General features: G+C 69.9%; 24 protein-coding genes. 12 read left to right on the forward strand and 12 right to left on the reverse strand.

Annotated features, from left to right (window positions below; all coding sequences use genetic code 11):
• Positions 1-4 precede the first annotated feature (4 nt).
• From argC to ACGFIW_RS19060, 5 genes are read right to left on the reverse strand one after another with little or no spacing between them, the layout of a single operon-like run.
• Entirely contained in the window at positions 5-1,030 is a 1,026-nt protein-coding gene (gene argC / locus ACGFIW_RS19040; RefSeq protein WP_393317109.1) for an N-acetyl-gamma-glutamyl-phosphate reductase, read from the reverse strand.
• Positions 1,027-1,902, reverse strand: coding sequence for a RimK family alpha-L-glutamate ligase (locus ACGFIW_RS19045; RefSeq protein WP_393317112.1), 876 nt, complete (start codon positions 1,900-1,902; stop codon positions 1,027-1,029). The genes argC and ACGFIW_RS19045 overlap by 4 nt, the downstream gene beginning before the upstream one ends.
• Complete coding sequence (locus ACGFIW_RS19050) at positions 1,899-2,651, reverse strand: hypothetical protein (RefSeq protein WP_393317115.1); 753 nt, start codon at positions 2,649-2,651, stop codon at positions 1,899-1,901. The genes ACGFIW_RS19045 and ACGFIW_RS19050 overlap by 4 nt, the downstream gene beginning before the upstream one ends.
• A gap of 24 nt (positions 2,652-2,675) precedes the next feature.
• Positions 2,676-3,995: a DegT/DnrJ/EryC1/StrS family aminotransferase gene (locus ACGFIW_RS19055; protein ID WP_393317118.1), complete on the reverse strand. Its 1,320-nt coding sequence runs from the start codon at positions 3,993-3,995 to the stop codon at positions 2,676-2,678.
• A 26-nt stretch (positions 3,996-4,021) separates the two neighbouring features.
• A complete protein-coding gene (locus ACGFIW_RS19060; protein ID WP_393317120.1) occupies positions 4,022-4,201 on the reverse strand; it encodes a lysine biosynthesis protein LysW in 180 nt (59 codons plus the stop codon).
• A gap of 214 nt (positions 4,202-4,415) precedes the next feature.
• Between ACGFIW_RS19060 and ACGFIW_RS19065 the strand changes: the two genes are divergently transcribed.
• Together ACGFIW_RS19065 and ACGFIW_RS19070 are read left to right on the forward strand one after the other, a co-directional pair.
• Positions 4,416-5,627 carry a S8 family serine peptidase gene (locus ACGFIW_RS19065; protein ID WP_393317123.1) on the forward strand — a complete coding sequence of 404 codons (1,212 nt, stop codon included), beginning with the start codon at positions 4,416-4,418 and terminating at the stop codon, positions 5,625-5,627.
• A 69-nt stretch (positions 5,628-5,696) separates the two neighbouring features.
• Positions 5,697-6,761, forward strand: a complete 1,065-nt coding sequence (locus tag ACGFIW_RS19070; RefSeq protein ID WP_393317125.1) for a glycosyltransferase family 2 protein — start codon at positions 5,697-5,699, stop codon at positions 6,759-6,761.
• A 4-nt stretch (positions 6,762-6,765) separates the two neighbouring features.
• Here the strand turns inward: ACGFIW_RS19070 and ACGFIW_RS19075 are convergent, their stop codons facing one another.
• The 3 genes from ACGFIW_RS19075 to ACGFIW_RS19085 all read right to left on the reverse strand — a co-directional run bounded on the left by ACGFIW_RS19075 (position 6,766) and on the right by ACGFIW_RS19085 (position 9,500).
• Complete coding sequence (locus ACGFIW_RS19075; RefSeq protein WP_393317128.1) at positions 6,766-7,566, reverse strand: ABC transporter permease; 801 nt, start codon at positions 7,564-7,566, stop codon at positions 6,766-6,768.
• A gap of 16 nt (positions 7,567-7,582) precedes the next feature.
• Positions 7,583-8,353 (reverse strand): ABC transporter permease, encoded by a 771-nt coding sequence (locus ACGFIW_RS19080; RefSeq protein ID WP_393317131.1) that lies wholly within the window; start codon positions 8,351-8,353, stop codon positions 7,583-7,585.
• 130 nt (positions 8,354-8,483) lie between these two features.
• A complete protein-coding gene (locus ACGFIW_RS19085; RefSeq protein WP_393317133.1) occupies positions 8,484-9,500 on the reverse strand; it encodes an ATP-binding cassette domain-containing protein in 1,017 nt (338 codons plus the stop codon).
• Between the two features lie 174 nt (positions 9,501-9,674).
• On the opposite strand from ACGFIW_RS19085, the gene ACGFIW_RS19090 reads away from it, so the two are divergent.
• Genes ACGFIW_RS19090 through ACGFIW_RS19100 form a run of 3 tightly spaced genes read left to right on the forward strand, consistent with a single transcriptional unit; the run spans position 9,675 to position 12,404 of the window.
• A complete protein-coding gene (locus ACGFIW_RS19090; protein ID WP_393317136.1) occupies positions 9,675-11,081 on the forward strand; it encodes a protoporphyrinogen/coproporphyrinogen oxidase in 1,407 nt (468 codons plus the stop codon).
• A complete protein-coding gene (locus ACGFIW_RS19095) occupies positions 11,078-12,031 on the forward strand; it encodes a GDP-mannose 4,6-dehydratase (RefSeq protein WP_393317139.1) in 954 nt (317 codons plus the stop codon). The genes ACGFIW_RS19090 and ACGFIW_RS19095 overlap by 4 nt, the downstream gene beginning before the upstream one ends.
• Positions 12,027-12,404, forward strand: a complete 378-nt coding sequence (locus ACGFIW_RS19100; RefSeq protein ID WP_393317420.1) for a phage tail protein — start codon at positions 12,027-12,029, stop codon at positions 12,402-12,404. The genes ACGFIW_RS19095 and ACGFIW_RS19100 overlap by 5 nt, the downstream gene beginning before the upstream one ends.
• Here the strand turns inward: ACGFIW_RS19100 and ACGFIW_RS19105 are convergent.
• On the reverse strand, positions 12,344-12,877 hold the full coding sequence (locus tag ACGFIW_RS19105; RefSeq protein ID WP_393317141.1) for a phosphopantetheine-binding protein: 534 nt from the start codon (positions 12,875-12,877) through the stop codon (positions 12,344-12,346). The two genes, ACGFIW_RS19100 and ACGFIW_RS19105, sit on opposite strands and share 61 nt — an antisense overlap.
• Positions 12,878-13,129: 252 nt before the next feature.
• Here ACGFIW_RS19105 and ACGFIW_RS19110 point away from each other — a divergent pair, with 252 nt between their 5' ends.
• Both ACGFIW_RS19110 and ACGFIW_RS19115 read left to right on the forward strand, forming a co-directional pair.
• Positions 13,130-13,438, forward strand: coding sequence for a phosphopantetheine-binding protein (locus ACGFIW_RS19110; protein ID WP_393317144.1), 309 nt, complete (start codon positions 13,130-13,132; stop codon positions 13,436-13,438).
• 324 nt (positions 13,439-13,762) lie between these two features.
• On the forward strand, positions 13,763-16,741 hold the full coding sequence (locus ACGFIW_RS19115) for a BTAD domain-containing putative transcriptional regulator (protein WP_393317147.1): 2,979 nt from the start codon (positions 13,763-13,765) through the stop codon (positions 16,739-16,741).
• A gap of 6 nt (positions 16,742-16,747) precedes the next feature.
• Here the strand turns inward: ACGFIW_RS19115 and ACGFIW_RS19120 are convergent, their stop codons facing one another.
• Positions 16,748-18,205, reverse strand: a complete 1,458-nt coding sequence (locus ACGFIW_RS19120; RefSeq protein WP_393317149.1) for an AMP-binding protein — start codon at positions 18,203-18,205, stop codon at positions 16,748-16,750.
• Positions 18,206-18,573: 368 nt separating this feature from the next.
• On the opposite strand from ACGFIW_RS19120, the gene ACGFIW_RS19125 reads away from it, so the two are divergent.
• The 3 genes from ACGFIW_RS19125 to ACGFIW_RS19135 all read left to right on the forward strand — a co-directional run bounded on the left by ACGFIW_RS19125 (position 18,574) and on the right by ACGFIW_RS19135 (position 22,503).
• Positions 18,574-20,343, forward strand: a complete 1,770-nt coding sequence (locus ACGFIW_RS19125; protein WP_393317152.1) for a condensation domain-containing protein — start codon at positions 18,574-18,576, stop codon at positions 20,341-20,343.
• Between the two features lie 80 nt (positions 20,344-20,423).
• Complete coding sequence (locus ACGFIW_RS19130; RefSeq protein WP_393317423.1) at positions 20,424-21,368, forward strand: TauD/TfdA family dioxygenase; 945 nt, start codon at positions 20,424-20,426, stop codon at positions 21,366-21,368.
• Between the two features lie 364 nt (positions 21,369-21,732).
• Positions 21,733-22,503, forward strand: coding sequence for a thioesterase II family protein (locus tag ACGFIW_RS19135; RefSeq protein ID WP_393317154.1), 771 nt, complete (start codon positions 21,733-21,735; stop codon positions 22,501-22,503).
• A gap of 126 nt (positions 22,504-22,629) precedes the next feature.
• On the opposite strand, the gene ACGFIW_RS19140 is transcribed toward ACGFIW_RS19135, so the two are convergent.
• A complete protein-coding gene (locus ACGFIW_RS19140; RefSeq protein WP_393317156.1) occupies positions 22,630-23,244 on the reverse strand; it encodes a LuxR C-terminal-related transcriptional regulator in 615 nt (204 codons plus the stop codon).
• 20 nt (positions 23,245-23,264) lie between these two features.
• Positions 23,265-23,867 (reverse strand): response regulator transcription factor, encoded by a 603-nt coding sequence (locus ACGFIW_RS19145; protein ID WP_393317159.1) that lies wholly within the window; start codon positions 23,865-23,867, stop codon positions 23,265-23,267.
• A gap of 448 nt (positions 23,868-24,315) precedes the next feature.
• On the opposite strand from ACGFIW_RS19145, the gene ACGFIW_RS19150 reads away from it, so the two are divergent.
• Together ACGFIW_RS19150 and ACGFIW_RS19155 are read left to right on the forward strand one after the other, a co-directional pair.
• The gene (locus tag ACGFIW_RS19150; protein ID WP_393317162.1) at positions 24,316-25,302 is read left to right on the forward strand and encodes a class I SAM-dependent methyltransferase; all 987 of its coding nucleotides are present in this window, start codon (positions 24,316-24,318) and stop codon (positions 25,300-25,302) included.
• A gap of 23 nt (positions 25,303-25,325) precedes the next feature.
• Positions 25,326-26,114, forward strand: coding sequence for a 2-keto-4-pentenoate hydratase (locus ACGFIW_RS19155; protein WP_393317165.1), 789 nt, complete (start codon positions 25,326-25,328; stop codon positions 26,112-26,114).
• The last annotated feature ends 10 nt before the right edge of the window (positions 26,115-26,124 follow it).

Below are 26,124 nucleotides of genomic sequence, written 5' to 3' on the forward strand. Positions count from 1 at the left end.
TCCCTCAGTTCGGATGCAGACCGGTGAACTCCAGCCCACGCCTCTCCGGCAGCCCGAAGCGGATGTTCATGCACTGCACCGCGTTGCCGGCACCGCCCTTGACCAGGTTGTCCAGGGCCGCGACGAACATTCCGGTACGCCTCGGCTCGTCGACGGCGAAGCCGACGTCACAGAAGTTGGAACCGATCAGCAGCTTCGGCTCCGGCAGCCGGTGCAGCCCCCGCCGCTCGGCCACCACCCGGACGAACGGCTCGTCGGCGTAGCGGGTGCGGTACGCGGCTCGCACGGCTCGCAGGTCGGCACCGTCGGCCAGCGCGGCCCTGCACACCACCTGCACTCCGCGCACCGCCTCGACCCCGGTCACGGTCATCCGCACCGGGCAGTCGACCGCCTGCTCGATCTCCGCCTCGTGCCGGTGCCCGAACGGCGCGACGATCCGCATCGCCCCGGAACGTTCGGCGTGCACGTTGGCCTCGCTCGGCAGCCGGCCCGAGCCGCTCGATCCGGTACGGGCGTCGACCCAGACCTCGCCGGTGACCAGGCCGGCCCGCAGCACCGGCCGGAGCGCGAGTATCGCGGCCGTCGCCATGCAGCCCGGCACGCTGATCCGAGCCGCGTCGACAAGTTGCTTGCGGTGTGTCTCGGGCAGCCCGGTGACGAATTCGGCGAGCAGATCCGGGCGTAGCTGCGGCTCCCCGTAGTAGTGGGCGTACTGCAGCGGATCGGCGAGGCGGAAGTCCCCGGACAGGTCGATCACCGTGGTGCCCGCACGGAGCAGGACCGGAAGTTCCCGCATGGCACGGCGGTGCCCCCACGCGGAGAACAGCACCTCGCAGCGCCCCGGATCAGCCGCCCCGGCGAAGATCAGATCGGTCACGCCGCGCAGGTTGGGATGCACCCCGTCCACCCGCCGGCCGGCCGATCCGGCCGACACGGCCGCGGTGACCTCGACGTCCGGGTGACCGAGCAGCAACCGCAGCAGCTCGCCGCCGATGTAGCCGCCCGCACCGACGACCATGGCCCGGATCATGCCCCCACCTGCCGCATCAGGTGGTCGGCGATGCACTCGGCGACGTTCACCCGGTCCGCGTGCGCGGCCTGGAAGCCGGCGAACTCCACGCGGTGGTTCACCTCGATGACCCGCAGCTCGCCCGCAGCGTCCTCGATCAGGTCGACGCCGGCGATCTCGGCGCCGACCGCCTCCGCGGCCGCGACGGAGAGCTCGGCCACCTCGCTGGTGAGGGCGCAGCGCACGCTCGTGGCGCCGGTCGCCACGTTGGCCCGCCAGCCCTGCGCCTGCCGCCAGGTCACCCCGAGCGCCTGGTCGCCGACCACGACCACGCGCAGGTCCCGTTTCGCGTCGGCGATGAACTGCTGCACGTAGACCAGCCGGGCCAGCGGTGCGGGCAGGGCGGCCACGTAGTCCAGCACCGTGACAGCGGTGGCGCGGTCCGGCAGCAGGCTGACCAGCCGACCCCAGGATCCGACCAGCGGCTTGATCACCGCCGGGTAGCCGATCTCGTCCAGGGCCGCCAGCGCGGCTGCCGGCGTGAGGGCGAGCGCCGTGCGGGCCGTGGGCAGGCTCCGATCGTCCAGGGCGAGCGAGGTGAGCCACTTGTCGCCGCAGGTCGCGGCGGTGGCCGCGGTGTTCACCACGAGGATGCCCCACGCCTCCAGGCAGCGGGCCGCGTACACCGCCCGGGTCAGGCTGATCTCCCGGTTCAGCACGAGCGACCACGGGGCGGGCGCGCGGTCGATGGGGAAGTGGAGCGCGGCGGTATCGACGGGCACGGCTTCGACACCGCGGCGGCGCAGGGCGGTCAGGATGTCCCGCTCCTCCGTCCGGATCCGGGCCGCGAGCAGGCCGACGCGGGGCCCGTCGTCGACGGCACCGCCGGTCACGGCCGACGCGCCGATGCGATCGGCCCGGTCGGGCACTGTCGACGCAGCCGCTGGTAGATCGGTGCGTGATGGCCGAGGTACGCCTGCAGGTGCGGGACGTCCTCCAGCACCACGCCGTGACGCGGCGAGCGGTTCTCGAACCCGGTGGTGCGCGCGACATCCCGGTGCCACCGCTCGGACGCACGCCATTCCGGCCGGTCCCCCGCGGGCCAGGACATCGCCGCAGGCAGGAACGCGATGCCGGCGTCCGCGCAATAGCGTGCGGCCGTGCCGCTCGGATCGGCTACGAGGTCGGCGGCGTCGATCACCAACGGCGTACGGCCGGTCAGCTCCCGCACCCGCAGGAACAGCCGTTCCAGGTGCTCGAAGCCGATCTGGTCGCGGCGCACCCGCGGATTGACCGCGTAGTACGACGCGATGGTCTCGGCCGGGTCCCGGATGAGAAACGCGTTGTGCGCCTGCGACCGGAGGAAGTCCGGATCGGCCAGCACTCGCGGGTACTCCTCGTCGGTGGTGTCCTTGACGAACACGCGCCTGTGTGGCGCCAGGGTGGTCAGGGTGTCGATCACCGCTCGTTCGGTGCGGACCGTGCGCCCGGCGACCTCCGCGACGCCGTCCGCGGCAAGGGTGGAGAACGGCTCGTGGACAGCGACGACGTCACCGCGCTGGAGCATCATCCTGAAGAAGGCCGTCGAGCGAGCCCGCGGCACGCTCCACAGCAGCAGTATCTTCCCGGTGGCCGCGATCATTCCGGCTCCCTCTCCTCGTTGGTCTCAGCACCCGAGCCGGTCGGTGTGCGCGAGCGGGTCGGTGTGCGCGGGCGACGGGACCGGCGTGTCCGTCCGTGACGAGCGGGCCATCGCCACGAGCACGTCGCGGTTGGCCCACAGCTTCTCGAACGCGTCGGCGAATCGCCGCAGCAGCGCGCCCGTGCCGGGATTGAGCTGGGCACGCTGGATGACGAACGAGTCGTCCACGACCGCCCGGCACACATCCACGTCCATGGCCCGATACGCGACCCCGCCGTCGCGGAAGACCGGCTGCTCGGACAGCGGCACGGACTGGTACCGCGATGCCGGCACGCCTTCACCGCGCAGCACTCGGGTCACCGCGGCCCGCAGCGCCGGTGCGTACTCGCGGGGAAGGCCGAACGCCTCGGCACACACCCGGAACCGCAGGATGTGCCACCCGTGCTCGCGGTCCTCGGGGCAGACCGGCACGGAGAAGCCCGGCAGCGCCCCCACCCGGTCCAGGAACGGCCGGACGGCACGGTCCCGCGCCCCACTCACCTCGTCGAACCGGGTGAGCTGGCGGCGGGTGAACGCGGCCTGGATCACGCCGAGTTTGGCGTTCCATCCGATGCTTCGGGATAGGTAGGGCCGCTCGCCCCGGGCCGGGATGTCCTCGCCGAACTGCCGCATCCGGCCGACCTGTGCCGCCAGCCGGTCGTCATCGGTGGTGACGAGACCGCCCTCGCCACACGTCGGCAGGTTCTTGGAGGCGTTGAGGCTGAAGGCTCCCAGGTCGCCGATCGAGCCGGTCACCCGGCCGCGGTAGGCGACGCCGTGCGACTGTGCGGCATCTTCCACGACGGCCAGGCCGTGCCGCCCGGCGAACGCACAGATCTCGTCCATCTCGGCGGGCAGGCCGTGCAGGTGCACGGGCAGCACGGCGGCGGTTCTCGCCGACCGCGCCGCCGCCAGCGCGTCCGGTGCGAGGTTGAAGGTGACCGGATCGATGTCGGCGAAGACCGGCACGGCACCGAGGTGCGCCACCGCGAGAGCGCTGCCGACGAAACTGAGGGCCGGAACGATGACCTCGTCGCCCGCCGCCACACCGGCCGCGCAGAGGGCGAGGGACAGCGCCACCGTGCCGTTGGCCACGGCGAGGCAGTGCGCTGTGCCGACCCGGCCGGCCCACTCCCGTTCCAGAGCCGGTATCTCCTGTTCCCCGGCGGCGACGCAGGTGAACCGGCCGGAACGCAGCACCTCGGCCACCGCCGCGTGCTCGGCCTCGGTCACCACCGGCCACTCGGGCGCCGGCGTGCCGGCCGGCACCGCCGGCTCACCGCCGAGCATGGCGAGTCTGGACATGGCATCCACTTCCCGACCGGCCGCCGCTACTCGCCCCAGTCCTCCTCCACCTCCGGCGCCAGGGCGAGCACCACCGGCGCGGTGGCCACCACCTCCAGCTCGCCGCGACACTCTCCACACTCGACGATCTCGGTGACCATGACCGTTGACCGAACCGAGACCTTGCCATCGCACCCTGGGCAAACCACGTCCAGCATCGTGCTCATCAGGCTCTCCTCTGATGGCGGATTCGGGGGGCTGCTGCCTTTTCTACCGACCGCGCGAGCGGGGCGACAAGGGCGATGAAGGGGGTCGGAGCACCGCTGTCTCGCCGGCGAGACAGCCGCCGGCACGGCCGCCGTGCCGGCTGTTGCGCCTGCCCGAGACGCGCCTACACACTCATCGATGCATGCGACCGCACCGGCCGACGAAGGAGACCACGTGCACAGATCTCTGCGGAGCGCGGTGGTGCTCGCCTCGGTGACCGCGATGCTGGCGGCCACGGCGGTCCCGGTCGTCGCGGTTCCCACCGGAGTCGCGGTTCCCACCGGAGTCGCGCCGAGCGGTGGGCGGCTGGGCTGCGCGACACCCGCCGACCCCACCCACTTCCGCTGCTTCGCCCACCGGCGCGCCGCATCGACAACGCTGCGGTCCGGCGGCAAGCCGGCCGGATTCGGTCCGGCCGACCTGCGCTCGGCATACCGGCTGCCGCGCTCGTCGACCGACGCGACGATCGCGATCGTCGCCGCCTACGACAACCCGAACGCCGAGTCCGACCTCGCGGTCTACCGCGCGACCTTCGGTCTACCGCCCTGCACCTCGGCGAACGGCTGCTTCCGCAAGGTCAATCAGCTGGGGGCGCCGGCACCACTGCCGGCCGCCGACGCGGGCTGGGCCGGCGAGATCTCGCTCGACCTCGCCATGGTCTCCGCCGCGTGCCCCACCTGCCGCATCCTGCTCGTCGAGGCCGACGACGCGTCGATGAACCTGCTCACGGCGGTCGGCACCGCGGTCGGGCTGGGCGCGCCCTACGTGTCGATGAGCTGGGGCACCGCCGAGGAGCCGCTCGAGGCGGTGATCGACGGACCGGTCTTCGACCATCCCGGGGTCGTGTTCACCGCGGCCAGCGGCGACAGCGGCTACGTCGCCGGCCCCGTCTATCCGGCATCCTCGCCCAGGGTCACCGCCGTCGGCGGCACCACCCTGGCACGCTCGCACACCCCGCGTGGTTGGACGGAGAGTGCCTGGCCGGGCAGTGGTAGCGGCTGCTCGGCGTACCTGGCCCGGCCGTCGTTCCAGCGTGGACGCACACCGTGTGCGAGCCGGGCCACCGCCGACGTGGCGGCGATCGGCGACCCGGACGCGGGCGTGGCGGTCTATCAGACGTACGGCGACACCGGCTGGGGTATCGACGGCGGCACGAGCGCCGGCGCGCCCTTCATCGCGGGCGTCTACGCGCTCGCCGGGGCGGCCGGCCATGCCAGGACCGCGAACAGCTACCCGTACCGGGCGCGGGCCGGCCTCTTCGACGTGGTGAGCGGCAGCACCGGCGACTGCGCCGAGACCCGGCTCTGCACGGCGGTTCGCGGATGGGACGGGCCGACCGGCCTCGGCACCCCGAACGGCATCGCGGCGTTCGCGCCGCATCGCTGAGCGGCCGCGGCACCGGGGGTCGCCCCGCACATCCCCATGATCTGGATCTTCCCGCGCAAGGAGGCGAGCATGTCCGTCGACACCCCGTTGGTGAGCGTCATCGTGCCCTGCTACAACGCCGGCAGGTGGGTGCGCCACGCCGTGAACAGCGCCCTGCGCCAGACCCACCCGAGGGTCGAGGTCATCGTGGTCGACGACGGCTCGACCGACGACAGCATGGCCGTACTGGCGGAGTTCGGCGACCGGATCGACGTGACGTCCATTCCCAACGGCGGAGCCTGTCACGCCCGCAACGTGGCACTGGGCCGGGCACAGGGCGAGTTCATCCAGTTCCTGGACGCCGACAACGTTCTCATGCCAACGAAGATCGAGCAGTCGCTGGAGAGGTTCCGCGCCGAGCCCGGCCTCGACCTCGTCTTCACCGCCGTGCACTACCCCGACGAGTACGAGTTCACCGATGAGCCGGCGTTCCCCGAGGACGAGCTGAAACGCAGCGTCGAGGGCATGCACGACTGGGTCTACTCGCTTGTCCTGCCCGGCACCGGTGTGCCGTCCCTGGAGACGTCCCAGCCGCTGTACCGTCGGTCGACGCTGGACAGGTTCGGCACCTGGGACGAGAATCTGCGCTGCATGGAGGACATCGAGCTGTCCGCCCGGCACGCGCTGGCCGGCGCGAAGGCCGCACCGCTCGAGATGGTCGGGGTGATCTACCGCAACCACCCGGGCGAGCGGGCCACCCAGCAGATGCGGTTCGACAACGAGCAGTACTTCACGTCGGTGCTGAAGATGCTCGATGTCGCCCGCATCCACGGCCGAATGGACGGCGCGATCGAGGAGTTCGCAGTCAACTTCCTGGTCTGGATCGCCGCCCGGGTGTGCATCGCGGAGCACCGCTACGGCAAGGCGCGCACGTATCTCGCCCTGGCCCGGGAGATCCGGCCCGAGCTGCCCGGCCCGCTGCCGTTCCGACTGTTGGCGAGGACGATAGGTGCGTTCCCCGCGCTCGTCGGCGTCCAGGTCGCGCTCACGCTGAACCGCCGGGTGTTCCGGATCCCGCTGGAGAGCGCGGAGAACCTGGAAGCGACCACCCGGATGTCCGACCTGCTGCGGCCGCTGCGCGGCGGCCCCCGCTGATCCCTCAGTGTCCGCTGCTCTGGTACCGCCGAAGCTCCCGGACCCAGATCGTGTACGCACCCGCGAGCAGCAGACAGCCCACCAGCGGCGAGCCCGCCGCCAGCCATCCGGGCACGCGCAGTTCGCCGGTGCGGTTCATCAGCACCGTGCCCGGCAGATAGGCCACGAACGCGAGCGGCAGCACGAAGGTCGACACGAACTGTGCCGTGCCCGAGAAGATGTGCATCGGGTACCCGCCGAAGGTGTTGAAGACGGTGTCGATGGTCGACCGCAGCGCCTGCGTCGAGAGGGTGCGAAAGGTCAGGGCGCCCAGGCCGAGTTGGATGCCGAATTCCAGGCAGGCGCCGCCGAGCACGGCGAGCACGACGTACGCCACGGCGGCCACCGACCAGTCGATCGGCGTTACCGCCGACGCCGCGGCCAGCAGCACCAGGCCGCCCAGCAGGTCGCCGGTCGGCATCAGCGACACCCGGTAGGTCAGGAAGTACAGCAACGGGTTGCCCGGCCGTACCAGGAAACGATCGAAGTGTCCCTCGCGCACGATCTCGTCGATCGACAGCAGCTGGTTGAACGGCGCCACCCACACGCCGTGCGCGGTGAGCCGGAGCGCGTACAGGAACGTCACCTCGGCGACGCTCCACGTGCCCAGGTCACCGAACCGGTGGAGCACCACCGCGATGGACGCGAGCCCGACGCCCTGGTAGACGACGCCGGCCAGGATGGTGACGACGACGTTGACCCGGTACTGGGCCTGTGCCCGGACCGCGGCTCGGGTCAGCATCCACCACGCGCGTACGGGAGACATCGACACCTCCTGGGAGTCAACCACCCTGAATGACGACGCGGTGGACCGCCCGCGACCAGACCAGCCGACCGCCGAGCCACAGCAGAACGACCCAGAACGCCTGCAGAGCGAGGACGTTTGGCACGTCGGCGGCAGCCGCGTGGCCGAGATAGATGGCCAGTGGCGCGTACGTCACCGCCTGGAACGGCAGTGCCTCGGCGACCAGGCGCAGCGCGTCCGGCATGAACCACAGCGGAACGAGCGCGCCGGAGAAGAACATGAAGACGACGCGGTAGATGACGAAGATGCCGGTCGTCTCCATCGTCCAGAACGCGATCATGCCGACCAGGACGGAGAGCATGGCGCTGACGAGATACGCCAGCACCATGCTCAGCGCGTAGCCGAACGCGGCCGCGAGGCCCGCCGGTGCCCGTCCCCCGCCGACCAGCACGGCCAGCGGCAGCGTCGCGGCCACGAACGGGGCGGTGGCGAGCGCCCGACCGACCTGACGCGCATGGATCTGCGTGGTGAAGCCGATCGGCCGGGTGAGGTCCCCGGCGATCTGCCCCTCCCGCACACGCGGCGGTATCAGCGAGAACTCCCACGGAGAGGTGACCCAGGTCTGCACGTTGGCGAAGGTGGCGTACGTGATCATGATGCCGAGGCTGACCCCGGCGACCTCGGGACGGCCCTGGTAGACGGCGGTCCAGAGGATCCGCAACAGGTACACCTGGAAGACCACCGCAACCACGTTCACGAGGTAGTTGGAGCGGTACACCAGCGAGGTGCGGGCCTGAATCGCCATCATGCACCGGTACCGGACCACGGCGCTCGGCAAGCGGACACCAGGCACAGCACTCCCAACTGAGCTGGTCGGTGGGAAACGGCCGAGAGGCGTCACCATTGTCGCGTGGGGCCGGAACAACACGGAACAGCTGTCACGCGGGCTGTGTCTCGCTGGCGGGACGCACCGGCGGGCCTCCCGCCCGGTAGAGGCGGTGCACGACGTCCTCCAGGCTGGGCTCGAGGATCGACAGGTCGGTGACCGGATACCGGCCGAGCACCGTGCCGACGAGCTCGGCCACGTTGACCGCGGCCGGATCGAACCGCAGGACCCAGTCGCCGTTACCGCGCGGCGAGACCTCGACACCCGCCAGTTCCGGGGCCCTGGTGTATTCGGGCATCCGCACCACGAGCTGCCGGTAGGCGGGGAAGGCCGCCTTCAGCGAGGCGAGGTCACCGTCGTGCAGCAGGCGGCCGTTGTCGATCAGCAGGAGCCGGTGGCACAGGCGCTCGACGTCGGTGAGGTCGTGCGTGGTGAGGATGACCGTCACGCCGCGGTCGCGGTTCAACTCGCGGATGAACGTGCGGATCCGGTCGCGCGCCAGCACGTCGAGCCCGATCGTCGGTTCGTCCAGGTACAGGATGCGCGGCTCGTGCACCATCGCGGCAGCGAGCTCGCCCCGCATCCGCTGGCCGAGGGAGAGCTGACGCACGGGCGTGTTCAGGAAGGCGGACATCTGCAGCAGGTCGGTGAACCGGCGCAGGTTCTCCCGGTACCGGGCCGGGCGTACCTCGTAGAGACGGCCCACCAGGTCCAGCGAGTCGCGCAACGGCAGGTCCCACCACAGCTGCGAGCGCTGGCCGAAGACCACGCCGATCTGCCGGGCGTTGCGCACGCGGTCGAACCACGGGCGGACGCCGGCCACCTCGACGCTGCCAGACGTCGGCGTCAGGATCCCGCAGAGCAGCTTCACCGTCGTCGACTTGCCGGCGCCGTTGGGGCCCAGATAGGCGACCATCTCGCCGGGTTCGATGTCGAAGCTGATGCCGTCGACGGCGCACACCACCTCGCGCTGGCGGGTGAACAGGGTGCGCAGGGCGCCCCAGCGCCCGGTGATCCGCTTGCTCCGGTGGTACTGCTTGACCAGGTCACGAACGACGATGACGGGCATGGCCGCGACGATTCCAGCCGCGGTCACGAGGCGACAAGCTCCGCACCCGACCACCGGTGCACCCCCCGCTCAACTGTTGTGTGACGTCCCACGCCGTGATGCTCTGGTGGTCGGTCGAAGCGTCCGGGTGTCCTATGTGGACGGCCGGTCTCACTGCCGCGATGGAGGTAGGCGATGGCATCAACCAACCCCAAGGCAGGCGAACACGTAGTCCTCGGCGCCGGCCCGTGCGGCCTGGCGGCCGCGCGTGAGCTGTGCCGCGGCGGCCGTACGCCGATCGTCGTGGAGCGCGAGCAGTCGGCCGGCGGGCTCGCCTCGTCGTTCACCGACGATCGCGGCTTCATCTGGGATCTGGGCGCACACGTGGCCTTCAGCCCGTTCGGTGACTTCGACGAGCTGCTCGACGACATGATGGGCGACGACGTGCTGAGGCACGAGCGCTCCTCCTACGTCGTGTACGGGGACCGCTGGGTGCCCTATCCGTTTCAGCACAACCTCGCAATGCTGCCGACGGACGAGGCCGTGGAGTGCATGGTGGACCTCATCGATCGGCCCCGGCAGGTGGTCCGGACGTTCGACGACTGGATCATGACGAACTTCGGGGCCGGGGTCGCCAACAGGTTCATGCGCCCCTACAACGCCAAGGTGTGGACAGTTCCCTGCACCGAGATGTCCGCGGACTGGATCGCCGAACGCGTGGCCACCGTGAACTGGCGCACGGCGCTCGCCAACCTGGTGCACGGAAGGGTGACGCCCGGCTGGGGGCCCAACAGCACGTTCAGCTATCCGGGCAGAGGCGGCATCGGCGAGCCGTTCCGCCGGCTGGCCGACCAGTTGCCCGACGTCCGGTACGGGCGAACGGTGACCCAGGTGGATCCGCACGCGCACACGGTGACCCTCGGCAACGGTGAGCGCCTCGGCTTCCAACAGTTGATCTCCACGATCCCGCTGACCGCTCTGGTCGCCGCGCTTACCGACTGCCCGGTCGAGGTGCGGGACGCGGCCCGGGCGCTGCGGCACAACCAGGTTCTCGTGGTCGGCGTGGGTGCCAGGGGCACCGTACGGACCGACTGGCACTGGCTGTACTTCCCCGAGCAGGTCTACCCGTTCTACCGGATCACCAACATCGGGTTGTGCGCGGCGCGGAACCTGCCCGAGCCGTACGACGGTCACGTCTCGTTCATGGCCGAGATCGCACAGCCGGCCGGCACCCCCTGGCCGGACGCCGGCGAGGCCACCCGGGACACGATTCGCGGGCTCGTCCGCTCCGGGCTGCTGCCCGACGAGAGCAGCGTGGTGTCCACGTTCGTCCGCCGGGTGCCGCTGGCCTACCCGATACCGACCCTGGACCGCACCGAGGCCGTGGCGACGATCCTGGGATACCTGGAAAGCCACCAGATCTACTCGCGCGGCCGGTTCGGTGTGTGGATGTACGAGCACGGCAACATGGACCACGCGGTGCGCATGGGCAAGGACGTCGCCCGCTACCTGCTGTCGGGAGCGGAGGAGCTGGTCCGCCTGCCGCACATGGGCGCTCCCGCGCCCACGGAGCCGGCCGGACTCACCGGGACACGTCGATGAGGGTCCTGGTCACCGGCGCCATGGGCTTCATCGGCGGCCATGTCGCGCGGGTGCTGCTCGACGAGGGCTTCGAGGTCGCGGTGCTCGACGACCTGTCGAGCGGCCGGCTGGTCACGCTCACCGAACTGGTCCGCCTGGGCCTGCGCGAGGAGAACGTCTTCGTGACCGACGCCACCACCGACGAGGCCGCCCGCGCAGTGCGCCGCTGGTCGCCTGACGGCCTCGTCCACCTCGCGGCCCAGCCGCGCGTGATCGCGTCGACGCAGGACCCGGTGCGGGACGCCCGAACCAACGTGCTCGGCACGGTCACCATGCTGGACGCCGCGGCCCATTCCGGGCAGTGCCGCGTGATCCTGGCATCGAGCGGGGGCGCCGTATACGGCGAGCAGGCCGGTGCCGCCGCAGCGACAAGCGAACGGGTGCAGCCCCGGCCGATCAGCCCGTACGGGCTCAGCAAGGCGACCGCCGAGTCGTACGCCGGCGTGTACGGTGCGTTGACCGGGCTGCCGGTCTCCGTCCTCCGACTGGGCAACGTGTACGGCCGCTACCTCGACGGCAGCCCTGGGCCCGGTGTGCTGACCCGGTTCGCGCGGGCCGTGGCCGCGGGCGAGGCGCAGCAGGTGATCGGCGACGGTCGGCAGACGCGCGATTTCGTCCACGTCCACGACGTCGCGGAGGCGTTCCGGCTGACGGTGGCGACGACCGCGCCGGTCGTGCTCAACATCGGCTCGGGGCAGGAGACAAGCGTGCTGGCAGCCCTGCAGGCCGTGTGCGACGCGCTGGACGCCCCGGCCAGGCCCGTGCACGTCGCGCGGATCACCGGGGAGGTGGGGCGGGTGTGCCTGGACGTGTCGGCCGCCCGGACCAAACTGGGCTGGCGAGCCACGGTGCCGCTGGAAGCCGGGATCCGCGATCTCGTCAAGAACCCGGCGGGCGCCGTCGCGGATTGACGCCCACGGGCAGGGCTGGCTCTACTGTGCCGGCGCCGAACTGGATGAGGCGGACTATCGCGCCCTGCACGCCGTCATCGGCGGCAACCACGGCTCGGGCAACGGCAGGTTCCGCCTCCCGGACCTGCGCGGGCGGTTTACCCGGGGCGTCGATCTCGGCGACGCGGACCAGCACCACTCGGGTATGTCACTGAGACATGAATATATCTCAGTGACATACCGCTTTCACCGAATAGCGCCTCCCGCCGACCCGCAGGCCAACCCATACCCGCACACGCGGGGACTTGCTGCGGCTCGCCTACTCAACTACTACTACTGCTGCTGCAGTACCCGAGGTTCGCTCAGAAGGCCGGCGACGCCGCGGATGTGGTAGGTGCTCATGAAGTCGTAGACGTCCAGCGCCGTGCCGAACTCGTCCTCGATCTTCGCAAGGACCTCGACCGCAACAATCGAGTCGCCGCCGAGGTCCAGAAAGTCGTCGTACACGCCGATCCACTTGAGGTTCATGGTGCTGGACCAGATCGACAGGAGCCGCTCTTCGACGCCGTCGGCCGGACCTTCGAACAGGGTGCACGTGCCGGCGATGACAGCGGACCGGACGTATTCGGTGTCGAGCGTGTTGCCGGCGAGCGGCATGGCGTCGACGAGCAGCACACCGTCCAATCCACAGCCCGCACCGAGCCGGTCCCACACGTGGCCACGAAGCTCCGGCCCGCTTACGTACTGGGAAAACTCGACCACGCCGATCGTGACGTCCCGATCGTCGTGGCGGATCGTCGTCGCCCGGGCATCACGCACGGCCGGATGCCCCAGCAGGGTGGATGCGAGCTCGGCCAAGCCAACCATCAACCGCTCCTTTGGTAACGGCGGCAATCCGCGCCGTCGGCGCGGATTGACAACAGTCACCAAGGTTCCACGGAAGCTTGGGTGGCCCCAGAGAAGAATCGGCAGAAGTTCCGGAAGTGGTTGACTGCCGTTGCTTCTTCCCGCCTGTCCTTGCCCGCGCCGGCCGAGCGAACCACAATTCTCCCGAGGGTGGCGAACCTGCGACTGTCGCTATTCGACGCCATATTGTCACCGGCCAGGAGGTAATGGACGATGAACGAGATCAGCTATGCAGAGTCGTCGCTCGCCGAAGAGGACAGGCCAAGCACCACCACGGAGCGGGTCATCGCCGAGGTGTGGGCCGAGGTACTGAATCTCGACGAGGTCGGGCGACACGACAACTTCTTCGACCTCGGCGGCCACTCGGTGCTCGCGACGCAGGCCGTGGCCAGGCTGTGCGTCGCCCTGGACCGGCAGCTCCCGGAGCGGGCCCTGTTCGACTGGCCGACCGTCGCGACTCTGGCCTCGGCCCTGCCCGGCTACCCCGTCGCCGAACAGACTGCGCCCATCAGGCGCCGGTGAGCGACAGGCCCGGTGGGCTCCGGGCCCGAAGCAGCGCCGCCTCATCCCCCGGGTCGGACAAACCGATCAAGCCGGAACCACACGACATGCCGGATCCTCACGACATCGAGCGACCATACTATCGTTCAGAATTTACCGGGGTTTCGCCCGCCACAGGTCATCAGTAAGACGATCTGTAACCGGTCAAACCGCCTCCCGACGAATTGAGGTTACTCGCGGCAGCCCTGCTCCGCGGCCCCGCTCGACTGCGCCCGGTTGCCGCCCGAACTTCCGGAACAAACGTGATTGATGATCGTCGTTTCGTGATACCGTATGCTGGCCGACATGGTGCGAGTCGAGTTCCGGGTTCTCGGAACATTGGAAGCCGTGGTCGATGGTTCCCCCGTGCCGATAACCTCCCCGCGGCAACGTATAGTGCTGGCCAATTTGCTGATGGCCGCCAACCATGTCGTGACCGTGGAAAAGCTGATCGGCGCAGTCTGGGACGATTCCCCGCCGCCCAGCGCGCGTGGTCAGATCCAGATCTGCATCTCCGCGTTGCGCCGGGCTCTCGGCAGTCCGGAGATCATCGACACCAGCCCACTCGGGTACTCCATCCGGGTCGACCGTCAGCAGCTCGACTACCTCATGTTCGACGACGCTCTCGCCCGGGGCCGGTCCGCCGCAGCCAAAGGTCGGCTGGACGAGGCGCTGACGCACCTGGACCGCGCGATCGACATCTGGTCCGGACCGGCGTTGGGCGGAGTGCCCGGCCGGGCCGCCGAAGTCGTCTCCCACCGTCTGGAGGAGCGGCGGATCATGGCGCTGGAGGACCGCGCCGAGATCCGTCTGGGCCTGGGCGGTCATCGGGAACTGGTCGAGGAACTGGTCGCGTTGACCACGGACTACCCCCTGCGGGAACGCCTGTGGGGGTTCCGGATGCTCGCGCTGTATCGGTCAGGACGGCAGGCAGAAGCGCTTGCGACGTACCGTACGGCCCGCACCAACCTGGTGGGCGAGCTCGGCATCGAGCCGAGCCAGTACCTGCGCAAGCTGGAACGCGCGATCCTCAGCCAGGACAGCAGCATCAGCGGCGAAGTGGACGACAGGCGAACCGAGACCGCCACGAGCGTGCACCGTCCGCAGGAGTTGCCCGCGGATCTGCCGGACTTCGTCGGCCATGCGGCGCTGATCGAAACCCTGACCGCCACGCTGACCAGCGAGGACACCAAACAGGTGCCGATCGCGGTCATCACCGGCGCGCCGGGCTGTGGAAAGACTTCGCTTGCCCTGCACGTCGCGCACCTGTTGCGCGCCAGGTTCGTCAACGGCAGCCTGTACGCCTGCCTCTACGGGAGCACCACGCAGCCACGCTCGACCGAAGCCGTACTCAGCGACCTCCTGCACGGACTCGGCGTCGCCCCGGCGGCGATCCCGGTCGCACCCGGCCAGCGGATCAACCTACTCCGGAGCCAGCTCGCGACGCGGCGGCTGTTGATCGTGCTGGACGATGTGGGCAACGAGGACCAGATCGCCGACCTGCTCCCCGGCGTGCCAGGCCCGGCGGTGCTGATCACCAGTCGCCGCCGGCTCGCCGGTATCCCGGGCGCCCGAGCCGTCGACGTCGACATGATGTCGGCCGACGAGAGCCTTACCCTGCTCGGCCAGATCTGCGGAGAGCAGCGGGTCGCCGCGGCGCCCGAGGCCGCGGCGGCGCTGACCGAGATGTGCGGTGGCCTGCCCCTGGCCGTGCGGATCGCCGGGGTGCGACTGGCCGCGCACCCGCACTGGGCCGTTGGCACCCTGCTCGACCGACTGCGCGACGAACGGTCTCGGCTGGACGAACTGTCCCACGGTGACGTCGCGGTCCGCTCGTTGCTCGCTGACGTGTACGAGTCCCTCACCGTGCCGGCGCAGACTTTGTTCTGGCTGCTCAGTGCATTGGAGCTACACGAGTTCAGCGCGTGGACCGCGGCGGCTCTGCTGGACTGCGATTCGAGGCGGGCCACGGCGCTCCTCGACGAGCTGGTGGACGTCCGGCTGTTGGAGGCCCACCTCTCCGCGCTCACCAAGCAACCCCGATACCGATTCCACGAGCTGGTGCGGGTGTTTGCGAGCGAGCACCGGCTGACACAGGACGACCGGGAGACCTGCATAGTGGCGGTCACCCGATCGCTCGGTGCCCTGCTCGCCTTCGCCGAGGAGGCTCATCATCGGATCTACGGGGGGCGGTTCGCGGTTCTGCACGGCACGGCACCCCGGTGGGCCGGCGCACGTGCCGAGTTCGACCGCTTCCTCGGCGATCCCACCGCCTGGTTCGACGAGGAGCGCATCACGCTGGAGGTGGCGATCCGCCAGGCGGCAGAGCTGGGGCTGGACGAACTGTGCTGGGAGTTGGCCACCGTTTCGGTCGCCATGTATGAAAGATGCGGCCTGTTCGCCGAATGGCGTGCGACTCACAACATCGCGCTGGAGGCCACCAGCAGGGCCGGCAATCGCCGGGGCGAGGCCGCCGTGTTGGCGTCACTCGGCTCGCTGGGCGTCGCCCAACACGCCGAGGACGATGGCGAGAACCTGCTGCATGCGATGAGCCTGTTCGATGCGGTCGGCGATCAGGCCGGGGTGGCATTGACGCTGCGCAACCTTGCGCACCTGGACCGGATCCAGGGTCGACCCGACATGGCGGTGCTGCGTTACGGGCAGGCGCTGGAGAAGTTCCGGGCAGTCGACGACCTGGGCGCACAGGCCCACGTACTGAGTGGACTCGCACGTAGCCACCTGGATCTCGGAGCCCCCGAGCAGGCCGAGATCCTGGCGAAAGAGTCGCTCGCACTGGGTGAACAGCTGGGTAACCGGCGCCTTCAGGCCCAGGCGTTGTACCGGCTCGGTGAGGTGTTTGCCGACTCGAAGCAGTCGCTGGCGGCGAAGGCTGTCTTCCAGTCGGCGCTGGATCTGGCTCGGGCGCAGGACGACCGTATCGGCCAGTCCTACGCCCTGATCGGCCTCGGCGGGGCCATGTTGGAGCAGAACGAGTTCACCGTCGCCGAGATTCACCTCAGCGAGGCGGTCGAGATCTGCCGGATGACGCAGGAGCGGAATGTTCATGCACACGCCCTGTTCGGCCTCGGCCGGGTGTACCTGGGCCGGGGTGAGTTCGATACCGCGGAACACTTCTTCGTGCAGGCCGCGAACGCGTTCGCGATGCAGGAGAACAACCCATGGCACTCACGTTCCATCGACGAGCTGGGCGCGCTGCGCCGGGCCGCCGGCCGGCTGACGACACAGAGCAACAGGAACGAGCCTGCCGGCGAGGTGAAGACCTGACCGCGATCAGCCCCGCTGGCCGGCCAGCCGCCATCGTTCGAGCTTCCCGGCGGCCGAGCGTGGCACCTGATCGACGAACGTGATCCGCGTCGGCACCTTGTAGTTGACCAGACCAGCCCGGCAGTGCGCCATCAGCTCACCGGTACTGACCGAGGCTCCCGGCCTGCACACGACGTAGGCGCCGACCGTGGAGCCCAGCACCTGGTCCTCGACCGCCACCACCACGGCGTCCAGCACCCCGGGGTGTTCCAGCAACTGCGCCTCGACCTCGTTGGGGTAGACCTTCTCACCGCCCACGTTGATCACGTCGTGCCGACGGGGGGCGAGGAACAGATAGCCATCCGCGTCGAGCCATCCGAAGTCGCCGACGCTGGCGAAACCGTCGGCCGTCGTTTCGAGCACCTGGCTGCCGAGGTAGGCGTCTCCTCTGGAGACCCGACCGGCGCGCATGAACACCTTGCCGGTCTGCCCCGGGCCGAGCCGGTTCCCGGCGTCGTCCCTGATGCTGATCTTCGTGAAGAATCCCCGGCCCACAGTGCCCGGCCGCTGTTGCCATTCGTCCCCCCGCACCAGGGTGCCGCCGATGTTCTCGGTCGAGCTGTACACCTCGTACAGGTGCTGCGGCCCGACCATCTCGATCCACCGCTTCTTGGTGAACGAGTCGCACGACGCGGCCGTGTGCATCACCGTACGCACGCTGGCGAAGGACGCCGGGTCGGGCTGGAGGAGGATCAGGATCGTGCGCATGTGTGCCGGGGTCAGCTGGATCCACTCCACGGCGTAGCGCTCGACCAGCTCCACCGTCCAGGCCGGCAGGAAGTGCGGCGGCAGGATTGTGGTGTTGCCGTCGAGGAGCCCGTCCAGCAGCGTGGTGAACGGGGCCGCGTGGTGCAGCGGGCCGAGAATCAGTTGCCGCTGACCGGCCCGCCAGCCGGCGCGACGGCGCAGGGGCAACGGCACCTGGTGCGGGTCGTAGCCGAGCGGTCCGGGCCGAATCGCGATCTTCGGCCGGCCGGAACTGCCGCCGGTGGGCAGCAGGTAGGCGATCCGGCTGGCCATCGCCGCCGGCGACCGCGCCGGTCGTCCCGCGTCGGCCTCGGCGTCGGTCTCGGCGTCGATGAGTTGGGCCCGTCCGTACGTCTGACCGATGAAGTTGAGGAGCCTTTCCCGCTCGGGTACGGGTGAGGCCGGGTTCAGCGGCAGCAGTGGCAGTTCCGCGGAGAGGACGGCCACGATGTCGACCACCGACTGGATCGTGTTGCTCGCCTCGATCGCGACCACGCCCGGACCGGCCCCCCGGGCGGCGGCGTCCAGAAGTGCGTCCGCCCGCCGGCCGCTCCGCTCGGCCAGCTCCCGCCACGTCAGCACCTGCTCGACGAAGTTCTCGTCGAAGCCGACGACCGCAGGCCGATCGGCTGACATCTCCGCGATAGCGGTGATCCGCTGACGGATCGATACGCTCATTCGAGCCTCCCACAATCGAGTGCGTCGTCATCCACCCAGCGGTCGGCGACCTGCCGGACGGGCCGGCCGAGTGGACGAGACGCAGACCCACCCGGCAGACCTGGCCGGCGCACACATGATGGACGCAGGTCGATGATGTCCCGCCCGGGCCGGCACACGCAGAGAACAACCGGCAGAACAACGCACACGACCCAGCCCCGAGTCGCTGCCGGTCCTTCTCTACTGCGCGGCGTGCAGCGCTCAATAGCCTGGCGCACATGGTCTCACCAGGGCACATCGACAGTGCCGCGCCGAGCACCCGGACGACGCGGACCCACCAGGCAGCCGGAACGCGCGCGCCCCGGCGTCGGGGGCGATCGGTGAGCCTGGTGCCACGGCCACCGGTGACCGTGCGGTTCCACGGAACGCGATCGGCCGAGGGGCCCCTCAACATCGGCCAGTACAACATTCTGCAGTGGCTGCGTCGTGAGTCGGAGCAGTTCTTCGCGGCCGTCGCGGGGGAACTCGACGTTCCGGCCGCGACCGTGGTCGACGACGTCGCCCGCGTACTCGCGGTCCTGATCGAGCGGCACGAAGGACTACGGACGACCTACGTGGACGACCTCGAACCGCAGCAGTTCGTGCACGCCACCGGCGAGCTTGTCGTCGAGGTTTACGCGATCGAGGCCGCTGACCCACAACTCGTCGACCGGGCCAGCCTGGCCAGGGACCTCACCCGGCGGTTGCGCGCCGCGGGGGCGTACCGCATCGGCGAACTGCCGGTCCGGGTCGCCCTCGCGGTGTCGTCCGGTGACGCGTCCACCAGCTCCGCCGGGGTGGTGCAGGCCGCGGTGATCGGCTGCTCGCATCTCGCGGTCGACTATCAGGCCATGGAGATCATCAAGCGGGAGTTCGCGGACCTGATCCGTGACCGCGATGCACGACCGGCCGGCGGACCACCAATCCAGCCGTTGGACCTGGTCGCCCTGGAACGTTCGCCCAAGGCCCTGCGGCACGAGGAATCGGTGCTGAGCTACTGGAAGGACCGGTTCTCCCGCATCCCGCAGTGCCTGTACCCGGTCCCACGGGTCGCCGCCGGCACCGGGTCGGTCTCCGTCGAGATGACCTCCACCGCAGCCGGGACGGCGTTGCGAGCGGTGACGGCGCGCACCAGGACGAGCCGTGCCAGCGTCGTGCTGGCGGCGATCGGCGCGGTGCTCTCGCACCGGACCGGCGTACAGGAACTCGTGCTCCCCACCCTGTCGGCCAATCGTTTCGAGCCGCACCTTCGGCAGCACGTCGGCAGCCTCGCGCAGCTCGCGTCGATCACGCTCACGATCAGTGACACCACCTTCGACCGGCTGGTCCGGCAGGCGTGGGCTGCTGTGGTCGACGCGAGCCGGTACGGCCGTTACGACGTGGACCGGCAGAGTGCCGTCGCACGCCGCATCGAGCACGAGCGCGGCGTCGTATTCGATTGCGAACCGCTGTTCAACAACCTTGTCATCGAGTCCGGTCGGGCGGCAGGACGGGCCACGGCACCGGTACCCACGCCGGATGAACTGGTCGCCGCGCGACGAACGACGCAGCTGCGGCGGCAGCCGATGCCCGCCGGGACCACGCTGATCCGCTTCGATCTCTACGGCACCGACGGGCAGTTGCGTCTCGGCTGTTGGAGCAGCGACACCGGCCGTATCCCCGACGACGAGGTCGAATCGCTGCTCCTGGCGGTCGAGAACCTGTTGATCGCGGCCGGGTCCGCTGACCTCGACGCCCGAGGGATCCGCGACTCGATCCCGCTCAGCCCGGTACAGCGGGGCCCCGGCTGGCTGCTCGTGGACGGCTGCTGGATCGAGGTGGCCGAGGTGCAACGGTTGCTCGACGACAGCCTGCCGTCGACCGGTGCCCGGATCTTCGCGGAGGTGGACGGCCTGCCGTTGGTCGCTCAGCTGGCGCGGACCGAGGCCATCCGCACCCCCGAACAGGCCCACGCGGCCTGCCTGGCAGCGGTGAAGGCGTATCCGACGGCGATGACACCACGGCGCTACGTCATCTGCGAACGCGTCCCGGACAACCCCGACGACCCGGCCGCCTGGCGCGACGTGTGCCGCCAGGGATCCGGCCGACACGTCGGAGCCGCCGACCCGGCGCCCCGCTGATCCGACCCGACCACCAGATGCAATGAAGGGAGCCGACGGTGACCACGAGCAACATCACGCCCGTACGCCTCATACCCGCGGTGTCAAGCGATGAGTCGATACTGCCCGCTGTGCTGACCGCGCCCAGCAGTGGCGTACCGGCCGAGAGTCAGATCGCCGGGATCCGGGAATCGGTCCGTCGGCAGTTGCACACCCACGGCGCGGTCCTGCTGCGCGGCTTCGACATCGGCGGCGTCAGCGGGTTCGAACGGGTCGTCCGGGCGGTGTCCGGTGCGCCGCTGTCCTACGCCGAGCGGTCGTCACCGCGGAGCACCATCGAGGGCCAGGTCTACACCTCGACGGACTACCCACCGACCGAGGAGATCTTCCTGCACAACGAGAACTCGTACCAGGCGACCTGGCCGCTGACGCTGTTCTTCTACTGCATCGCCCCGCCCGACACGCAGGGTGCCACACCGCTGGCCGACACCCGCCGGGTCCTACAGTCGATCGATCCGAGCGTGCGGGAGGAATTCACCCGGCGCGGCTGGACTGTGGTACGCAACTTCACCGAGGGCTTCGGGGTGCCGTGGCAGCAGGCGTTCAACACCACCGACCGGGCGGAGGTCGAGCGCTACTGCGCGAGTAGCGGTGTGGAGGTCCAGTGGGTCGGGCGCAACGGCCTGCGTACGACGGCCCGCCGCCGCGCGGTGCACCAGCACCCGGTGACCGGCGAGACCGTCTGGTTCAACCACCTCACGTTCTTCCACGTGACCACGCTGCCCGAGGAGGACTGCGAGGCGCTGCGGGAGATGTTCGACGAGGCGGACCTGCCCACCAACACCTACTACGGTGACGGCGGGCGAATCCCCGACGAGGTCGTGGCGCACCTGCGCGACTGTTACCGAGCCGCCCGGCGCCGCTTCGACTGGGAGCGCGACGACGTACTGATCGTCGACAACATGCTTGCGGCTCACGCCCGTGAGCCGTTCACCGGGCCACGCAAGATAGCCGTGGCGATGGCCGAACCATTTCCGACTTCGTGAGGAAGGTGGCACCTGACCGACGGAGGGACACCGCTGCGGCGGCCCTCCGTCGGCCTGCCCGGGAGAGACTGATCAGCCCCACGGCGTGTCGCCGGCAACAGCGACCACCGACGTGGCCGACGAGACGATCAGGCGCGGACCGGAAACCATTGAGACCAGCAACTCAGTACCCCTTGTCTGCTTCGGTTCTTGTGCCGGCTGCCGCCGACAGAAACGAAGCTATGGCCGGCCGTTTTCGGCTCCCCATCACGACGCTTTCCTCGCCGGCCGCTGCCTACCCGATCGGCGATAGCGGTGTGGAGGTGCCCGGGACGACGGTTGAGCAAGAATTGCCTACTCTCCGTCAACGAAGGCGACCCTCCTCATGGCCTCATGGTTGGACCAGCGGACCGCTCCGCATGTCGGCACCGCAACGCTGATCTGCATACCCAGCGCCGGTAACGGTGACTTCCAGTTCGACCGATGGCCCGACACCGTCGGCCCATGGTGGGTTGTCCGCCCGCCGGTCGTGGGCGATCTGGGCGGCGCAGCACCGGGAACGCGGTCTGCGGCCCAGCCCCCTTCGGGGTTGCCGGAGCGGGCCGCGCAGCTCGTGGCGGACCTCAGGCGCCGAGGGGTCGAGAGGTTCGCGTTGTTCGGCCACGAGGGTGCCGCGCTGCTCGGCTACCAGGTCGCGGTCGAGCTGGACCGGCAGGGCGCGCCGGCACCGCTGCGCCTGTTCATCTCGGGCTGTCCCGCACCCCAGTTCCTCGGCCGCTATGCCGGCGAGGCGCACACCGAACCGACCGACGACGAACTGACCGAGCGGGTGCTGGCGACGGCGGTGGCCATGGGCACCATCCCGCTGCCGTCGATCGTCGCGGCCGGCGCACGGGCGCTCCGGGCCGAACTGGCCGCGTTGCGGGCCTATCAAGTGCCCCACCCGGCGCCGCTGCGCTGTCCGCTGACCGCGATTCGGTGGCTGGACCAGGGCATCGAGGCGGAGGTGGTGGCCGGCTGGTCGGCGTACGGCGACACCGATCTGGTGCAGCTGCCCGGATCCGGATTGAGCTATGCGACCGAGCCGGCCGATCTGTTGCGGGTCATCGGTGACCGGATGCCGGCCGCTGACCGCCGTCGGCCAGCCGCGTGGTGACGGCGGCACGGTCGCCTCGCCCGCGCGGCCTCCGCTGATCCGCTGCCGACCGTCGAAACGACCAACCGCACCCGAGTGACACGTCGCCCGTGGCTGCACGCCGGTGTGCACCCACGGACGACGGGCTCAGATCAACCCGGCCGCCACCCCACAGGCCACGGCGTGGGCGCGGTTGCGAACCTGCAACCGCGCCATCATGTCGTAGATGACGTTCTTCACGGTGTGGTTGGAACACAGCAACGACCGGGCGATCATCGCGTTGTCCTGGCCCTCGGCCATCAACGCGAGCACCCTCGTCTGACGGGGCGTCAGCGGCGACCGGCCGGCCGTCCAGGACGTTTCGGCCTGGTTCGGCGTACCGGTTCCACCGAGCACCCCGACCAGCACCTCGTGCGGCAGCCGGACCTCGCCGTCCCGGGCGGCCTGCACCGCAGCGGCCAGTCGGCTCGGTGTGACGTCGGCGAAGCGGAGCATCACCAGAGTCCCCGAACGCAGTACGCGTACCACGTCCGTCGGTGAGAAGCGGTCGGCGACCAGCAGCGTCCGCTGCGCCGTGGACCGCGGCCGCGTCGGGCAGGCCGTCAGCGCCTCGTGCACCGTGTCGACCGCCGTGACGATGACGGTGTCCGGTGATTCGTACGGGTCGGGCACGGGTGTGACGCCGGCACGCCGCAGGGCAGCCAGCACCTCGGCCCGGATGGTCACGTTCGGGGCCACCACGTGTGCGGTCGATGCCATCATGATCTTCTCCTGTTCGCCGTTCACAACATCCCGGCCCGCAGGGCGAAGGCCACCGCGTGGGCCCGGTTGCGCAGCCGGAATCGTCGCGTGATGTCATGCACGACACTGGTCACCGTTCGCGTCGAGTAGCACAGCTCCCTGGCGATCTCACCGGTCTCCCGGCCCTCGGCGATCAGCCGCAGCACCGCGCGCTCGCGGTCGCTGATGTTCGACGCCAGGGTGCCGGCCGGAACCGCCGGCGCGGCGAGCAACCGGTCGAGCATGTCCGGCGAGACCGTGCAGTCCCCCTCACCGGCGGCCAGCACGGTGCGGGTGAGCCGCTCCGCGGTCGCCTCCCGGCGCCGAAGCAGGCCGCGCGCACCCGCCGCGATGGCTCGCAGCGCGTCAGCCGGCTCCACCTCGGGCACGACGAGCACCACCTCGGGCCGGTCCGCGCCGGTGCGGACGGCCCGCACCGAGTCCAGCGCGTCCTGGCCCAGATGGTCGACCACCAGGACCGTGACCGCCGCCTTCTCCCGCGTCGTCACCACCTCGATGTCCGGGCACCCGAGCATCGCGCTCGTCACGCCCGCCTCCAGCACGGGGTCGGTCGCCATGACGTTGACCCACATCGGTTCCCCCATCACGCCTCCTTCGTCGTCACGCCGGGGCGTGGCGTCGGAATGTCCTGGCCGGATGGTTCCGCGACGGACTAACAGGTCGCTGTCGACTCGCTGTCGACTCGCTGTCGGCCGCCGGTGCAGCCTGATAGCGGAGCATCGACCTGCCATCGTCGCGTCGGCGCCGGTCGTCCTGCCTGTCGGGCGACGGACGGCTGCGCCGGTGGCCGACCCGGTGGCGGCAGCCTTCCCGTATGTCTGCCGACTCTTCTCTGCAGGCGATCCGTGTTTCCGTGGCACATTGACAACCGTTGTGGATCCGTGCCGAGAACGTCGATTGCCGCCGTTACGGAAGGAACGGTTGATGGAGGCCGTCACCTCATCGCCGGCCCTCCCACCTGGACGGACACGAATCGGAAAAGCAAGGGTCGTCACCGAAAAATCGCCGAATCAGTAGGACGTGGGTGAACCAGTGATTAGTTCTGACGTCAGTGACATCGCCGCAGACCTTGCGGCGAACGCCACTCTTCTGGAGATCGCCGAGAATCTGGGACTCTCGCCGCTACTCGATCGCGGGACGCCGTTCACGCTGGCCGAGGCAACGACCGCGACCGGCGTTCCCGAAGCTCGCGCTCTTCTCTTCCTGCGCGCCATGTCCGCCGCCGGGCTGCTGGAGCGTGACGCCGAGACCGGGCCGTTCACGCCCTGCGCGGAGCTCGCGGACCGGCGGCACGAGGCGGGCTACCTCTCCTGGTCGCTCAGCGCGAACCGGCCGTACATCGATCACGCGGAGCGGTTTCTGCGTGAGCCGGACGCGGCCGGCCGCCAGCACCAGCGCGACGGCAGACTGGTGGCGGTGTCGTCCCGCTGGATCGGCTCGCGCGGTTTCTATCCCGGAGTGCTGTCCGAGATCATCAGCCGCAAGCCCCGACACATCGTCGATCTCGGCTCCGGCGCGGGCGCGCTGCTGATCCGGCTGCTGACCGAGCTGCCCACCAGCACCGGCGTGGCCCTGGACCTCAGCCCGGGAGCGTGCGAGGAGGCCGAACGCGCCGGCCGCCACGCCCAGGTGGACGACCGGCTCACGGTGGTCAACCGGTCCGTCGAGACGCTCGTCGACGACCCCGCTCCACTCGACGGCGCGGACATCATCCATGCCGGCTTCGTCATGCACGATGTCGCCCAGCATCCCGAGGTCTTCGCAGGCGTCCTGCGGGCCTGCCGCGAGCACCTCGCCGACGGCGGCTGCCTGGTGGTCACCGACGCGGTGCCGTACGTGGACACGCCGGGCGAACGCGCCTTCAGCGCCCTCTTCAGTTACCTGCACGAGAGCTCGATGGGCGTACGGCTGCCGACCGAGGACCGGTGGTGCGAACTCTTCCGGCAGGCGGGTTTCTCCGAGGTGGCCAGCACCACCCTGGGAATGCCCGGCAGCCGCCTCTTCGTGGCCACTCGATGAGCCGGAACGGTGGAGCAGCGACGATGGCGGAGCACGACGCCGAGCGCATGGCCAGGGCCCTGTACGAGGCGCGGAGCAACCGCGTGCCGATCGCTCCGTTCACCGACGCCTGCCCCACGCTCGACGCGGCCGGCGGATACGCCGTCCAGCGCCGGCTGACCGAACTGCTGATCGCCGACGGCGAACGGGTGATCGGCTACAAGGCCGGGCTCACCTCCGCCTCCATGCAGGAGATGTTCGGGGTCCACGCCCCGGACTACGGCCCGGTGTTCGCCTCGACCGTCCGCGCGGACGGTGCGTGCTTCGCTCGCGGCGAGTTCATCTCGCCGAAGGTGGAAGCCGAGATCGTCTTTCGGCTGGCGAGGCCGTTGACCGGTCCTGGCGTCACCGTGGAGCAGGCCCACGCGGCGATCGGAGAGGTCATCGCCGGTCTGGAGATCGTCGACTCCCGGATCACGGATTGGCGCATCCGGCTGGGCGACACGATCGCCGACCTCGCCTCGAACGGCGCGGCCGTGCTGGGACGCTCGATCCCGGCCATCGCGGAGCTGGACTACCGGCTCGTGCGAATGGCCTTCCGTCGCAACGGGGAGTTGGTCGCGTCCGGTCAGGGCGCCGACGCCCTGGGCAACCCGGTGGCGGTGGTGGCGCTGCTGGCGAACCTGCTTGGCGAAAGTGGCGTCACGTTGGAGGCCGGCCAGTTGATCATGACTGGCGCCCTGCACGCCGCGGTCCCGTTGAGCCCCGGTGACACCTACACCGCCGAATTCGATCATCTGGGCTCGGTCACCCTGCACGTCACCAACACATAGTCCCGACGCG

It is taken from the genome of Micromonospora sp. NPDC048935 (assembly GCF_043197875.1).
Taxonomy (GTDB): domain Bacteria; phylum Actinomycetota; class Actinomycetes; order Mycobacteriales; family Micromonosporaceae; genus Micromonospora.